The organism is Novosphingobium sp. NDB2Meth1 (genome assembly GCF_900117425.1).
Taxonomy (GTDB): Bacteria; Pseudomonadota; Alphaproteobacteria; order Sphingomonadales; family Sphingomonadaceae; genus Novosphingobium.
Genome location: NZ_FPEH01000012.1, coordinates 382285 through 397658, shown reverse-complemented (window position 1 = coordinate 397658; position 15374 = coordinate 382285). Strand labels below are relative to the sequence as shown.

11 protein-coding genes are annotated in these 15374 nt (G+C 65.3%); 9 read left to right on the top strand and 2 right to left on the bottom strand.

Features of this window, described 5'->3' with window-relative positions:
* Positions 1-22 precede the first annotated feature (22 nt).
* Complete coding sequence (locus NDB2M1_RS06465) at positions 23-2404, bottom strand: TonB-dependent receptor (RefSeq protein ID WP_072380841.1); 2382 nt, start codon at positions 2402-2404, stop codon at positions 23-25.
* Positions 2405-3154: 750 nt separating this feature from the next.
* Here NDB2M1_RS06465 and NDB2M1_RS06460 point away from each other — a divergent pair.
* The 9 genes from NDB2M1_RS06460 (at position 3155) to NDB2M1_RS06420 (ending at position 14409) form a co-directional block, all read left to right on the top strand.
* A complete protein-coding gene (locus tag NDB2M1_RS06460) occupies positions 3155-4261 on the top strand; it encodes a putative urea ABC transporter substrate-binding protein (protein WP_253185792.1) in 1107 nt (368 codons plus the stop codon).
* A gap of 4 nt (positions 4262-4265) precedes the next feature.
* Positions 4266-5081, top strand: coding sequence for an ABC transporter permease (locus NDB2M1_RS06455; RefSeq protein WP_072380627.1), 816 nt, complete (start codon positions 4266-4268; stop codon positions 5079-5081).
* Positions 5078-5857, top strand: coding sequence for an ABC transporter ATP-binding protein (locus NDB2M1_RS06450; protein ID WP_072380625.1), 780 nt, complete (start codon positions 5078-5080; stop codon positions 5855-5857). The genes NDB2M1_RS06455 and NDB2M1_RS06450 overlap by 4 nt, the downstream gene beginning before the upstream one ends.
* Before the next feature lie 11 nt (positions 5858-5868).
* A complete protein-coding gene (locus tag NDB2M1_RS06445; RefSeq protein ID WP_253185791.1) occupies positions 5869-6354 on the top strand; it encodes a CopG family ribbon-helix-helix protein in 486 nt (161 codons plus the stop codon).
* On the top strand, positions 6351-7178 hold the full coding sequence (locus NDB2M1_RS06440) for an urea amidolyase associated protein UAAP1 (RefSeq protein WP_072380621.1): 828 nt from the start codon (positions 6351-6353) through the stop codon (positions 7176-7178). The genes NDB2M1_RS06445 and NDB2M1_RS06440 overlap by 4 nt, the downstream gene beginning before the upstream one ends.
* A 12-nt stretch (positions 7179-7190) precedes the next feature.
* Complete coding sequence (locus NDB2M1_RS06435) at positions 7191-7829, top strand: urea amidolyase associated protein UAAP2 (RefSeq protein ID WP_054120202.1); 639 nt, start codon at positions 7191-7193, stop codon at positions 7827-7829.
* A gap of 142 nt (positions 7830-7971) precedes the next feature.
* Entirely contained in the window at positions 7972-11568 is a 3597-nt protein-coding gene (gene uca, locus NDB2M1_RS06430; protein ID WP_072380619.1) for an urea carboxylase, read from the top strand.
* A gap of 151 nt (positions 11569-11719) precedes the next feature.
* On the top strand, positions 11720-13486 hold the full coding sequence (atzF, locus tag NDB2M1_RS06425) for an allophanate hydrolase (RefSeq protein ID WP_072380617.1): 1767 nt from the start codon (positions 11720-11722) through the stop codon (positions 13484-13486).
* 11 nt (positions 13487-13497) lie between these two features.
* Complete coding sequence (locus NDB2M1_RS06420; protein ID WP_072380615.1) at positions 13498-14409, top strand: Vgb family protein; 912 nt, start codon at positions 13498-13500, stop codon at positions 14407-14409.
* Positions 14410-14493: 84 nt separating this feature from the next.
* On the opposite strand, the gene NDB2M1_RS06415 is transcribed toward NDB2M1_RS06420, so the two are convergent.
* The gene (locus tag NDB2M1_RS06415) at positions 14494-15369 is read right to left on the bottom strand and encodes a sterol desaturase family protein (protein WP_072380613.1); all 876 of its coding nucleotides are present in this window, start codon (positions 15367-15369) and stop codon (positions 14494-14496) included.
* Positions 15370-15374: the final 5 nt, after the last annotated feature.

Sequence of the window (15374 nt, the reverse complement as noted above, 5' to 3'; positions counted from 1 at the left end):
TGCAGTCACCCTCTTCCCAAGCTCAGTACTTGACGCGCATCTCCAGCCCGAAGGTGCGCGGCGTGATCACCGTGTTGCGCAAGTAGCGCAGGCGGACGCCATCATTCAGCCCGACGCGTGAACGGTCGTTGGAGACCGCCGTCACCGCGTACTTGTTGAAGATGTTGTTCGCGAACAGCCCCACCGTGAACGTATCGTTCTGCCAGCTGAGCGAGGCGCGGTGCAGCACGAAGCCCGGCAGCTTGTCGCCAAAGGCGCGGTCCCAACCAAGGCGCGTCACCACATCGCCGCGGTAGGTCGCGGTCCAGTCCGCCGTCAGATCGCCGCCGAACGCGGGCTTGGTATAGTTGATACCGAGGCTGCCGCTGTTGCGGGTCGATCCGGGCAAACGGTCGCCCTTGAGCGCATTGATCCGGGCCGGCGAACTCGGATAGACGCCTGCCGGATCGTTGACCGGGATCAGACCGACAACATCTTCGGTAAGGCGTGCGTTGGTGTAGGAATACGTCCCCTGGATCGACAGCCCATCGATCGGCCGCAGCTGGAACGACGCGTCGAAGCCGTCCGACTTGCCCTTGCCGCCATTGACGGTGATGCCGACGATGCCGTTGACCGTTGCCGAGGCCAGCTGGATGCCGTCCCAACTGATCGTGAACGCGTTCAGGTTGAAGGTCAGCTTCCGGTCGAAAAGTTCGGCGCGAATACCGACTTCGAGGTTCTTGGTGCTGTCCGGGCCATACTGCTGCTCGTTCGGCAGCGCGCAAACGTTCTGGAACGGCGGCGGCTTGAGCGGGAAGATGCAAGGCGCAACCGTGTTCGGTCCGCCGATACGATAGCCCTTGCTGTAAGTCACATAGAGCATGACATCCGGCGTGAACTTGTACGAGGTGTTGAACTTCCACACCCCACCGCTTTGGCCAGCCTGACCGCCCGCGGGGTCTGCATCATAGGGGCTGAGCGGATCGCCGAGAAGCGGTACGACCGCACGTCCGGAAACCTGTGAAGTGTAGCTGAAATAGCGGCCGCCAGCCGTGACTTGCCATTCCGGCGTGATCTTGAACGTGCCCTCGCCAAACACTGCCTTCTCGATCACCTTGGCGCGGTTGTAGGAGACATATTCGAGCTCCAGAGGATTGGTCGCCAGGTCGACGCCCGGCAATCCGGGCACGCGCTCACGGTAATCCGCCTGCAGCTTCTGCTGGTTGAAGAAGCCGCCGAGCACCCAGCTGAACGGCCCGCCGTGGGTCGAGACGAAGCGGATTTCCTGATTGAACTGTTTGCGTGTGTTTTCGCTCTCGTTGAAGCTGGTGAACGCTGGGAACAACTCGTAATCATAGTCCAGATCAAGCAGCAGGTCGGTGTTGTCGCCGACCCGCTTGTTGTTGACCTTCGTATAGGCCGTCGTCGCTACGAGATCGAAGATATCGGCGACATTGGCATTGATTTCCATGCTGGCGAGGTGCGCATTGCGGTTCACGGGCTCGGCATAACGCGCCGCGCTTTCATACTTGCCGGTGCCGAACACGAAATCGCTGTTGTACTGCCCGCCGCCGGTCTTCGTACGCTGGAAGGCGTAGGTGAAGTCAACCGACAGATCCGGCGTGATCTGGAACAACAGTTGGTTGCGGGTCGTGAAGGTCTTCTCGAAGTTGAGATCTTTGCGGGTAGTTAGATTGGCGTCAGCAAACGCCTGCGTGATCGGCGGAGAACCCGGCTCCTGCGGGAGTGAGACGCCCGGTGTCTTCACTATGCGCGTGTAATCGATGAAGCCGGGATCGTAGTAGTATCCCGTCACCGAACGGAACGCGATGCGGTCCTTGACAATCGGAATGTTGATCACTCCGTCGACCTGATAGCCGACTTTCGAGGCCTCGTTCTTGCCGTAGACGCGTCCGTGCCACTCCGCCGACCACTTGTTCGTGTCAGGCCGGTTGGGGATGTTGCGGATCGCACCGGCCAGCGTGCCCAGGCCGTAGAGCGTGCCCTGCGGGCCGAGCAGAGTCTCGACGCGGGCGATGTCGAGCATCTTGAAGTCATAGTAGATCGGGACTTCGCCGAGGTAGACGCCCAACGCGTTGTCATAGTTGTTGCCGGTCGCGTCGGTATCCGAGGCATTCAGGCCGCGCAGCACGATCGTGCCGGTCGAGCCCGGGCCAGTGTCGGCAATCGTCACGCCCGGGGTGAAATCGGCAATGTCGCGGATGTCGTCGATGCGCTGGCGCGACAGTTGTTCGGAACCCAGAGCGGTGATGTTGATCGGCACGTCCTGCAGCGAAGTCGCGCGCCGCGTCGCTGTCACCACGATGGCACTGTTGTCTTCGACTGCCGCGGCCTGAGGCGCGTCGCTCACCGGGGCCGGAGCCGGGTCCGTCTGCGCGAAAGCGGGAAATGCGGTGCTGCCCATGAGGATCGTCGCACCATACAGAGCCTTTTTGGCCAGCGTTGTCTTATAGGTTTTCTTGGTCACTCGAGCCCCCGCGTTGACTGCGTGAAAGCCTTTTCGAAGTGACATCCAGTCCCTGATTTCCCCCTTGTTGCCGGGGAGCGCCGCCCCTTGTGGAACTGGCGCCATGTCAATCCCTCAATCTGCCTCCGAAGAGGCGCCCCAACTCGCAGCTTCACCAGATGACCAAAGAGGCAATTCCACCCGAACCGCCGATCATCCAGCAAATCATGACAAACCGGCGCCAGGCGATTTCAGAACCACCTGCCGAATTCGCACGACACCATTCTGCACGAATACCATTCATGCAGCTTAACGTGGTCAAGCAATACTATTGCCTGACTCAAAGTGTTATTGTTGGCGCCGCAATGGACCAGCTCCTTTGCGACATTTCAGTTACGCTATCGATATTACATAACAGGTCAAGCGTAATAATTCCCGGCAACTCCGGTATTATTCGATCCTCGCTGCAGTGCGGAAATCCTTGATTTTTCCGGACCGGATGGCTCACCAAACAGCCGCGAGATCGCACACCCGGTTCGCTGCAGCGTTGCATCGAATCAACAGAAAGCCACGGTTTATGGGGCCCGATTCGCAGCCTCCACAGGGCATCGGCCCAAGGTGGTATTACGTTTTTTCCGGAACGTAACATTTTGCCGTGGACAAGCAGATTGTTTCTCGCAATGCTGCACTGCGAAAGGAGACAGAATCGTGTCAGCCACCTCTCCCACCAGGAAAACCCGAGGGATCACCGGTTCGCTCCTCGCTGCGGCCCTTGTCGCCACGCTCGCCCTCACGGGGTGTTCCGGCGGAGGCGGCGCTCCCACTGAAAAGAAATCCGAATTCAGCATCGGCTGGTCGATCTATGCCGGCTGGATGCCGTGGCCTTATGCCCAGCAAGCCGGCATCGTGAAGAAGTGGGAAGACAAGTACCACCTCAAGATCACGATCGTGCAGGTCAACGACTACGTCGAATCGATCAACCAGTACACCGCCGGCAAGCTCGACGGCGTCACCCTCGCCAACATGGACGCGCTGACGATCCCGGCCGCGGGCGGCAAGGACACCACGGCGGTCATTCTCGGCGACTATTCCAACGGCAACGACGGCGTGCTGCTAAAGGGCGCCGCGGACCTTTCCGCACTCAAGGGCCGCTCGGTCAATCTGGTCGAGCTCTCGGTCTCGCACTACCTTCTGGCGCGCGCCCTCGAAAAGGCAGGCATGGGCATGACCGACGTGAAGACGGTCAACACGGCCGATGCGGACATCGTCGGCGCCTTCGCCAGCCCCGATGTCACCGCCGCCGTTGCCTGGAACCCGCAGCTTTCGGTGATGCGCGCGCAGCCCGGCGTCACGCAGGTCTTTTCCTCGGCCGATATTCCGGGCGAAATCCTCGACCTGCTCGTTGTCGATACCGCCACGCTCAAGGCCAATCCCGATCTCGGCAAGGCGCTCGCGGGCATCTGGTACGATACCGTCCAGCTGATGATGAAGCAGGATGCGGACGGCAAGGCCGCGCGCGCCGCGATGGCCAAGCTGGCAGGGGCCGCGCCCGAAACCTTCGACAGCCAGCTCAAGACGACCTTCCTCTACACCGACCCGAAGGCCGCGGTCGCCGCCGCACAATCACCTGCGCTCGTCACCACGATGACCCGCGTGCGCGATTTCAGCTTCGCGCGCGGGCTGTTCAAGGGCGCGGCAACGGCGGACGCTGTGGGCATCGCCTTCCCCGGCGGCAAGACACTCGGCGACAAGAACCACGTCACCCTGCGCTTCGACGACAGCTTCATGAAGCTCGCCGCCGACGGGAAGATCTGAGCCGATGCGGCTGATCAACCGCCACTTCTCCAAACGGGACCGCCTGATCGCAGGCGGCGCACCGATCGTGCTGCTCCTCGTGATCTACCTGATCATGGCGGCAGCGCGGCACGCGGCGAACCCGTCGGACAAGATCCTCCCCCTCCCCGGCGGCATGTTCACGGCGATGGCCGGCCTCCTCACCACGCCCGATCCGCTTTCCGGCCATCTCGTGTTCTGGGCCGATACGCTCGCCAGCCTCCAGCGCCTCGGCCTCGGCCTTGGCATCGCGACACTTTTCGCGCTCGTCCTCGGCCTTCTCATCGGGGCAATCCCGCCGGTCCGTGCAACGCTGAGCCCGCTGGTGACCGGCATTGCGGTCATCCCGCCGATCGCGCTGCTCCCAATCCTGTTCATCGCGCTGGGGCTGGGTGAGACCTCGAAGGTCGTCCTCATCGCCATCGGCGTCGCGCCGGTGATGATCCGCGACATCGCCGCCCATGTCGGCAGCCTCCCGCGCGAGCAGATCATCAAGGCCGAGACGCTTGGCGCCAATTCATGGCAGATCATCGCCCGCGTCGCGCTCCCCCAAGCGATGCCGCGGCTGCTGCAGGCGATCCGCCTTGCACTCGGCCCGGCGTGGGTATTCCTCATCTCCGCCGAAGCTGTCGCTTCCGACATCGGCCTTGGCTACCGCATCTTCCTCGTCCGCCGCTATCTCTCGATGGACGTGATCATACCCTACGTCGCGTGGATCGCGCTGCTCGCCATCGTGATGGACGTCGCGCTGAATGCGCTGAGCCGCCGCGCCTTCCCCTGGGCCCATGGAGACGCCCGGTGAACGCGCTGCTCTCGCTACGCAATGTCTGGGTCGAATACGGCGACAAGGTCGTGCTCGAAAAGGTCAACCTCGAGGTCGCCGAAGGGGCGTTCCTCTCGATCATCGGCCCTTCCGGCGCGGGCAAGTCGAGCCTGCTGCGCCTGATCCTCGGGCAGGAAGCGCCAACGCGCGGGCAGGTCTTGCTCGACGGGCAGCCGCTCCGCCCCGAATGCGGTCCCGATCGCGGCGTCGTGTTCCAGCGCTATTCGGTCTTCCCGCATATGACGGTGCTCGGCAACGTCACCTTCGGCCTCGAATGCCCCGCCGCGCCCCTCGCCGCGCGCCTGTTCGGCGGCGCCCGCCGGAAGGCGGAAGCCGAAGCGACGCAGATGCTCGAAGCCGTTGGCCTTGGCGACAGCCTCCACCTCTACCCGGCGCAAATGTCGGGGGGCATGCAGCAGCGCCTCGCCATCGCGCAGGCGCTGATCAAGCGCCCGCGCATCCTGCTTCTCGATGAACCCTTCGGCGCGCTCGACCCCGGCATCCGGGCGGACATGCATGGCCTGATCACCCGCTTGTGGCGCGACTATTCGCTCACTGTCGTGATGGTCACGCACGATATCAAGGAAGCCTTCACGCTCGGCACGCGCGTCCTCGCGCTCGACAAGCGCCGCCACGATCCGCACGCGCCGCACCGCTACGGCGCGACGGCGGTCTACGACCTGCCCTTGCGCGGTCCTCCGGTCCCGGCGCCGGAACCCGAAACCCAGCCAACACCTGTCGCGGCCACGAATTGAGAGGAATGGCAATGACGCCCACAACATTCGGCTCAACCCCCGGCCTCGCCCGGCTCAGCATGAGCCTCCCCGCCGAACTGTTCCGCAAGCTCGACATGATGGTGACCGAGCGCCAGCTCCCCTCGCGCTCGCAGCTCATGGCCGAGCTGATCCGCCACGCGCTCGCCGCGCACGAGGCGTTCACCCGGCCCGACGAGATGCTCGCCGGCACGATCACCCTCGTCTACCGCGGCGAGCGCGGCCGCGTCCGCCACCAGCTCGCGCAGACGCAGGCGCACTACCTCAAGGAAGTGATCTCCTCGCAGCATGTCTTCCTCGAGGATGATCAGTCGCTCGAAGTGCTGCTCGTGCAGGGCCCCGCCGCCCGCCTCAAGGACCTCTCCGATGCGCTGCGCCGCGTGCGCGGGGTCCAGCAGCTCGAACTCGTCACCACCACCGCGCTCCTCCCCCAGCTCTACGAGCCGGAAGCCGATGCGCCGCAGGGAGCCGCCGCATGACTACTGCGCTCGCAAACCCCAACGCCGCCCGCGATCACGCCCGCGCCCAGGGCGGCACCGTGGTCGAGGCGATGCCGATCCTCCCCCCCGCCGCGCCGGACCTGCCCGAAGACGTCGACGCGTCCGACCTGCTCTGGGAAGAAACCGTCGCCCCCGGCGGCTATGCCACCCGCCGGCTGCCGCGCGGGAGCCGACTGCGGCTGATCGACACCAAAGGCGATGCCTGCGCCAGCCTGCAGATCTTCAACGCCGAGATGCCGACCGAGCGTTACAGCTTTGCAGACACCGTGAAGATCCAGTGGAACGCCTATCTCGCCGAGGGCAAGTTCCTGCTCTCCGACATGGGCCGTGTCCTGATGAGCATCTTCAAGGACACGACGCGCGGCACGCACGATACGTTCTCCGGCACTTCCAACGCCTACACCAACGCGGCGAAGTATGGCGACGGGCGCAACTCCGGCCAGTTCCCCAACGGGCGTGACCGTTTCCTGCTCGGCGCCGCCAAGCACGGCCTCCAGCGCCGCGACATCCACGCCGCGATCACCCTGTTCAAGGGCGCGAAGATTGGGGATGACGGCACGATCGAACCGCAGATCGGCCCGTTCGAGCCTGGTCGCGAGGTGATCCTGCGCGCCGAAATGGACGTCATCGTGGTGATCGCCAACGTGCCCCACGTGCTTGATCCCCGGCCGGACTACACCGTCACGCCGCTGCGCCTCACCGCCTGGCGCGGACCCGTCGCGGCCGAAGACGATCCCATCCGCACCGCGACGCCGGAGGGTCTTCGGGCTTTCCTCAACGTCGAAGACTACTACCGCCGGTAAGGAGGCAGCCCCATGCAGAACCGCGATCCGCACCATGACGGCCTCCCTGATACCATCGTCCACGACGAGGTCGTCCCCGCCCGCGCGCCCTGGATCCATCACATCAAGAAGGGCCAGACGCTGCGCATCGTCGACCTCGAAGGCAACCAGGCGGTCGACTTCCTGCTCTACAGCGAGGCCGACGATACCGAGCGCTATTCCGCGCAGGACACCGTTGCCGCGCAAGGCAACCTGTTCCTGCGCACCGGCACCGTGCTGCGCTCGAACGAGGGCCGCCCGATGATGACCATCGCCGCCACCACGGTCGAATACCACGACACCATCGGCGGCGCCTGCTCCTGCGAGAGCAACACTTTGCGCTATGGCCACCACACCAAGGCCCAGCATGCCTGCGTCGAGAACTTCCTCGAAGCCAACCTCACCGAAGGGCGCGGCAAGCGCGATATTGTCGCCAACATCAACTTCTTCATGAACGTGCCGGTGGAAGCAGACGGCGCGCTCGGCATCGTCGACGGCATTTCCGCGCCGGGCCTCACGGTCGATCTCAAGGCCGAGATGGACGTCATCGTCGTCGTGTCCAACTGCCCGCAGATCAACAATCCCTGCAACGGCTTCAACCCGACTCCCGTGCGCATGATCGTCGCCGCATGAGCGCGGCGTTCCCAAATCCTTCTTCTTCCCCTCCCCCGTCCGGGGGAGGCCGGGTGGGGGTATCCAGCACTCACCGGACATGCCGTACCCCCTCCCCCAACCCCTCCCCACGGGGAGGGGAGCAGTGAGTCATAGCGAGAACATGAGCTTCGACACCGTCCTCATTGCCAACCGCGGGGCCATCGCCACCCGGATCATCCGCACCTTGCGCCGCATGGGGCTGCGCTCGGTTGCGGTCTATTCGGAAGCCGATGCTGGCTCGCTCCATGTCTCGGAGGCAGACGAGGCCGTCTGCATCGGCGGCGCGCGTCCCTCTGAAAGCTATCTCAACATCGAGGCGATCCTCGCTGCCGCAAAGCAGACGGGCGCAGGTGCGATCCATCCCGGATACGGATTCCTGGCCGAGAACACCGATTTCGCCGAAGCCTGTGCGGCGGCCGGGATCGTCTTCATCGGCCCGACGCCCGACAATATCCGCATGTTCGGCCTCAAGCACAGCGCCCGCGCGCTCGCCAAGGCGCACGGCGTGCCGCTCGCGCCCGGCTCCGAACTGCTGACGAGCGAAAAGGAAGCGCTCGCCGCGGCGAACGAAATCGGCTTTCCCGTCATGCTCAAGGCGACCGCCGGCGGCGGCGGCATCGGCATGCGCGTTTGCGAAAGCCAGGCCGATGTCCGCGAAGGCTTCGCCACTGTCGCCCGCCTTGGCCAGAGCAACTTCGGCGATGCCGGCGTTTTCCTCGAACGCTATGTGCGCCGCGCCCGCCATGTCGAAGTGCAGATCTTCGGCGACGGCGAGGGCCGTGTCGTCGCGCTCGGCGAACGCGATTGCTCGCTCCAGCGCCGCAACCAGAAAGTGGTCGAGGAATCCCCCGCCCCTCTGCTTCCCGAGCATATCCGGCAGGACCTGTATACCGCCGCGATCCGCCTCGGCGAAGCCGCGCGCTATCGCAACGCCGGCACTGTCGAATTCCTCTATGATGCCGAGCGCGAGCAGTTCTACTTCCTCGAAATGAACACCCGCCTGCAGGTCGAGCACGGCGTGACCGAAATGGTCATGGGCATCGATCTCGTCGAATGGATGGTGCGCGGCGGCGCGGGCGATTTCAGCTTCCTAGATAGCGCGCCCACTGTGCCGCAGGGCCATTCGGTACAGGTCCGCCTCTACGCCGAAGACCCGGCGCTCGATTATCGCCCCACCTCCGGCACGCTCACGGCAGTCGAATTCCCGGCCGATATCCGCACCGAAACCTGGGTCATGGCCGGCAGCGAGGTCACCTCGTGGTACGATCCCATGCTCGCCAAGCTGATCGTCCATGCCCCGACGCGCGGCCTTGCCGTCACCGCGATACAAACGGCGCTCGGCGAAACCCGCGTCGATGGCATCGAAACCAATTTGCGCTGGCTGCGCGATGTGGTCCGCACCCCCGCCTTCACCAGCGGCGAAGTCTCGACCCGCGTCCTTGATACCATCGCCTATACCCCCCGCAGCGTCCGCGTCGTCAGCGGCGGCACCGCCACCACGGTGCAGGATTGGCCCGGCCGCCAGCGCCTCTGGGCGGTCGGCGTGCCGCCTTCAGGCCCGATGGACGATCAATCGTTCCGGCTTGGCAACCGCCTGCTCGGCAATCCCGAAGGCACCGCCGGCCTCGAACTCACTCACTCCGGCCCGACCCTCGCCTTCACCGCGCCCGCGCGCGTCGCGCTCACCGGTGCAGATTTCGGCGCGACGCTCGATGGCATGCCCGTCCCGCGCGGGCAGGTGATCCCGATTGCCGCCGGGCAAACGCTGGCACTCGGCCGCGCGCGGGGCGGCGGCATGCGCGGCTATCTGCTCTTTGCAGGCGGCCTTGATATCGCGCCCTATCTTGGCAGCCGCGCCACGTTCGAACTCGGCCAGTTCGGCGGCCACGCCGCGCGCCGCCTTGTTGCGGGCGATGTGCTCCACTTGGGCAATCAACCCGCCGAGGCGCCGCTTGCCGCGACGGCACTGCCGCCGCTCAGCAACGAATGGACCCTGCGCGTCCTCTACGGCCCGCACGGCGCGCCCGATTTCTTCACGCCCGACGATATTGCCATGATCGTCGCCGCCGAATGGCAGGTGCACTACAATTCCAACCGCACCGGCGTGCGCCTCATCGGCCCCAAGCCGCACTGGGCGCGGAAGGACGGCGGCGAAGCGGGGCTCCACCCCTCCAACATCCACGACAACCCCTACGCCATCGGCGCGGTCGATTTCACCGGTGACATGCCGATCATCCTTGGCCCGGATGGCCCCTCCTTGGGGGGGTTTGTCTGCCCCTTCGTGGTCATCGCGGCCGACCGTTGGAAGCTTGGCCAGCTCGTCCCCGGCGACCGGCTGCGCTTTGCCCCGGTCACCATCGCCGATGCCGCCACAGCCGATGCCGACCAGCAGCGCCTGCTCAGCGACGGCACGCTCCCCGGCCCGGTGCCCGACCGCCCTGTCGCCCATCTTTCCCCGATCCTCGTCGAACTGCCCGAAGCACAAGGCCGCCCCCGCACGATCTACCGCCAGCAGGGTGATCGAAACATCCTCGTCGAATATGGCCCGATCGTCCTCGACATCGAGCTCAGGATCCGCGTCCACGCGCTGATGGTCGAGATGGAGCGAATGGCCCACCCCGGCGTCATCGACGTGGTCCCGGGTATCCGTTCGCTCCAGCTGCATTTTGATGGGAAGGCGCTGGATCAGGCCACCGCGCTCGCCATGCTGATCGACGCGGAAGAACGCCTCGGAGACCTCGGGGACTTCACCATCCCGAGCCGCGTTGTCCACCTGCCGCTGTCATGGCGCGATCCCGCCACGCTGGAGACCATCCAGAAGTACATGGGCGCCGTCCGCGACGATGCGCCATGGTGCCCGGACAACATCGAATTCATCCGCCGCATCAACGGCCTTCCCGATGTCGCCGCGGTCGAGAACCTGATATTCGAGGCCAACTACCTCGTCATGGGCCTCGGCGACGTCTATCTCGGCGCGCCTGTCGCGACCCCGGTCGATCCGCGCCACCGCCTCGTCACCACCAAGTACAACCCTGCGCGCACCTGGACCCCGCCCAATGTCGTCGGCATCGGCGGCGCCTATATGTGCATCTACGGGATGGAAGGCCCCGGCGGCTACCAGCTGTTCGGCCGCACCGTGCAGGTGTGGAACACCTACAAGCAGACGGATGCCTTCACCGAAGGCAAGCCCTGGCTGCTGCGCTTCTTCGACCAGATCCGTTTCTATCCGGTCAGCGCCGAAGAGCTCACCGCATGGCGCCGCGATTTCCCCGCCGGCCGCCGCGCGCTGAAGATCGAGCCGAGCGAATTCCGCCTCGCCGATTACCGCGCATTCCTGGCGGGCAACGCGGAGACCATTGCCGCCTTCGAAGCCAATCGCCAGGCCGCCTTCGACGCCGAGCGCGCCGACTGGGAGCGCCGCGGCGAGTTCGACCGCGTCAGCAGCCTCACCGAGGCCGAAGCCCCCGCCCAAGCGCTTGCCGAAGTGCCCGACGGCACCGACCTCGTCGAAGCCCCCTTCGGCGGCAGCGTGTGGAAGCTCCTCGTCTCGGCCGGAGACGCGGTGAAGGCCGGCGACACCATCGCGGTGATCGAGGCGATGAAGATGGAATGCCCGGTCGAAAGCCCTGGCACCGGCACGATCGAGGCGCTCTACATCAAGGAGAAGCAGTCCCTCCAGCCAGGCTCGCCGATGCTCGCGCTAAGGAGGACGGCATGACCCAGACCTCGCTCCACTGCCCCTCCCACTCCCGTTCGTGTCGAGCGAAGTCGAGACACCGGGCGCTGCGTAAGGTGTCTCGACTTCGGGTCTTCGACCCGAAGTTTATCCCGAGCCAGTCGAGGGGCTCGACACGAACGGAGATTGGGCTTTGACGTCTGTCAGCACTGCCGCCGAAATCGCCGCCGCCGTCCAGTCCGGCGCAACAACCGCCGTCGAGCAGGCCGAAGCCGCACTCGCCCGGATCGCCGCCTACGACGCGGTTCAACCCCAGATTTGGATCAGCCGCGCCAGTGCCGAACAGGTCCTCGCCGCCGCGCGCGACGTGGATGCCCGCATCGCGGCTGGCGAGAAGCTCCCCCTCGCCGGCGTTCCCTACGCCGCGAAGGACAACATCGACGTCGCCGGCTTCGAGACCACCGCCGCCTGCCCCGCCTTCGCCTATACGCCAGAGCAAAGCGCCACCGTCACCGCGCGCCTCGCGGCGGCAGGCGCGATCTGCATGGGCAAGACCAATCTCGATCAGTTCGCCACCGGCCTCGTCGGCGTGCGCAGCCCCTATGGCATCCCGCGCAATGCCTTCAACCGCGCCTATGTCAGCGGCGGCTCCAGTTCCGGCTCGGCCATCGCCGTCGCCGCCGGCCTTGTCCCCGTCGCGCTCGGGACCGATACGGCCGGATCCGGACGTGTCCCTGCCGCGTTCAACCACCTGATCGGCTTCAAGCCAACCAAGGGCCGCTGGAGCACGAACGGCGTTGTCCCCGCCTGCCGCTCGATCGATTGCGTCACCGTCTTCGCGCACACCACCGCCGACGCCGCATTGGTCGACAAGGTCCTCGCCCGCTTCGATCCCGCCGATCCGTGGTCCAAGCCGCTGGCTGACCGCGCCATCACGCCGACCCGCATCGGCGTCCCGATGCGCCACCAGCGCCAGTGGTTCGGCGATGCAGAATCCGAATACTTCTACGACCGCGCGCTCGATCACCTCGCCAGCTTCGCCGAACTGGTCGAGATCGACATCGCCCCGCTGCAGGAAGCCGCGCAGCTGCTCTATGACGGCCCTTGGGTGGCCGAACGCACCGCCGCGATGGCGCAGATCCTCAAGGCCAACCCCAATGCCGTCGATCCCACCGTCCGCGCCGTGGTCGAAGCCGGGTGGGACAAGACCGCGGTCGAGACCTTCCAGGGCATCTACCGCCTCGCCGAGATCAAGCGTCACGCCGACCTTCTGTGGGGCGAGATCGACGCGCTCGCCTTCCCGACCACCGGCACCACCTACCGTGTGGCGGAACTCGCCAAGGCACCCATCGCGCTCAACAGCAATCTCGGCGCCTACACGAACTTCGTGAACCTGCTCGACATGGCCGCGCTCGCGGTCCCCGCAGGCACGCGCCACAACCGCACCGGCTTCGGGATCACCTTCATCGGCCCCGCCGACACCGACCGCACGCTGCTCGATCTTGCCGACACCTATCTCGCCAGGGCCCACCTCGCCCCCCCGCCACCTCTTGACCTCGAGGGCCATATGCAGACCGTCAAGCTCGCCGTCGTCGGCGCCCACCTCAAGGACATGCCGCTCCACTGGCAGCTCACCTCGCGCGAGGCGACCTTCGTGGAGGCAACCCATACCGCGCCCAGCTACCGGCTCTATGCCATGGCCGACAGCGTGCCGCCCAAGCCGGCGTTGGTCCACAGCGGCGATGACGGCGCTTCCATCGCGGTCGAAGTCTATGAGCTGGGCGTCGCCGAATTCGGCAGCTTCACCGTCGAAGTCCCCGCCCCGCTTGCCATCGGCACCGTCACGCTGGCAGACGGGACCAGCGTCAAGGGCTTCGTCGCCGAACCGCGTGCGCTGATCGGCGCGGAGGACATCACCCACCTCGGCGGCTGGCGCGCCTATATCGCGCAGAAGAATTGAAGGAGCAGCCCATGCGAAGCCCCAAGTCCCTGCTTCTCGCCGCCGCGCTGATCCCCGCTGCTGCCCATGCCGAAGCCGCGAAGCCCGTCGTGCAGGTCGTCCCCGGTTTTGCCGACTTCCTTGCCATCGACGGCGACACCGTCTGGGCGACCAACAAGGGCCGCGTCGAGCAGTGGTCGGTGAAGGGCAAGAAGACCGAATACCCGATGGGGCGGCCCTGCGGCGGCATGAGCGTGGACTATGGCTCGCTCTGGGTCGCCGATTGCCCGGAGAACGCCGTCAAGCGCATCGACGTGAAGACCGGGCGGCTCCTCGCCACGATTTCCAGCGGCATCGCCAACAATATGGAGGGCGAGCTCAACACCGTTACCGGCGCGGGCTCCGTCTGGATCGGCAGCGAGGCCAGCGGGAAGATCGCCCGCATCGACCCCGCCACCAACAAGGTCGTCGCCTCGATCCCGGTCGCACCCGGCTCGTGGTACCTCAGCTTCGGCCTCGGCGCGCTCTGGGCGGTGAGCGGCAAGGAACAGGTGCTCAGCCGCATCGATCCCGCCACCAACACCGTCACTGGCACCGTCGCGCTCGGCAAGATGCCGGGCTTCCTCGTCGCGGGCGAAGGCGCGGTCTGGGTGCAGGAACAGGGCGATGGCACCGTCGCGAAGATCGACCCAGCCACGATGACGGTCACCGCGCGGATCAAGGTGGGCGACAACCTCAAGTGGGGCGATATCGATACCGGCGGCGGGAAGGTCTGGCTGCGCACCACCGATGATCAGGAATACGTGGTGATCGATGCCGCCACCAACGCGATCCTCGACCGCGTCGGCAAGCCCTCCGGCAGCGGCGCGCTGCGTTGGACGCCCAAGGGCGTATGGACCTCGGCGCACGATATCCGCACGCTGACATGGTGGCCCAACAAATAGGGACAGTCCCCTTTTTTTCACTCGCCTCCTCTTTCCGATCAAGATACTCGAAAGAAACGAAAATAAAGGGGACAGTCCCTTTTTCTAAGCCGCGGCCTTGCGCCCCTTTACCCAGTCGATGATCGGCATGAGCGGATAGATCAGCGTCTCGCCGATGCCCATGTGCCGCCGGCCTTCCTGCCCGACTTCCACCGCCTCGCCCCCCTTGAACGTGCCGTGCAGCCGGTCAAACAGGATCAGCGCGCAGGCATAGTTGCAGCGCGTATCCTCGTACTCCACCGAATGGTGCAGGCTGTGCGCCTCGATCGTGGTGAACACGGCGGAATACCAGCGCGGCGGATCGAAGCGCACGTTGGCGTGGCTGAACGCCGCGATGGTTCCCAGCATATGCCCGGCGCAGAACAGGGCCGGCAGCGAGAAATCGAGGAATACCGTCAGGCTAAGCCCGATCAGGAACAGCTCGAAGGGATTGCCCACCGCCCCCTTCAGCGCGTTCAGTTGCCGCACAAAGTGGTGCGGCGCGTGGACCACCCACAGCGGAAACCAGTTGTGCATCGCCCGGTGCAGCCAGTAGTGCCCCCACTCGATCAGCAGCATGATCAGCGCCACCTGCAAGATCAGCGGCGCATGCTCCAGCCACGGGGTATGGATGCCCAGCGCGTCCTTCACCCCGATCAGCGGCGCATCGGCCCAGTGCTTTCCGGCATAGCGCACAACCGTGTAGAACATCACGAAGTAGAACAGGTCCGAAAAGAATTCAGCGCGCGTCAGCCGCCACCCGGCGTGCCGTTCGTTGATCTGCTCGAGTCCCAGGATCATGAACTTGGTGCAGACCGCCGCGATCACGATGGTCCAGCCATTCGTCGCCAGTTCCGGCGGCAGAACCGACCAGAACACGAAAATCGCCAGCAGCGTCGCCGGCTGGTAATACTTGAATATCAGCGGTTTAATACCAGCCATGATAC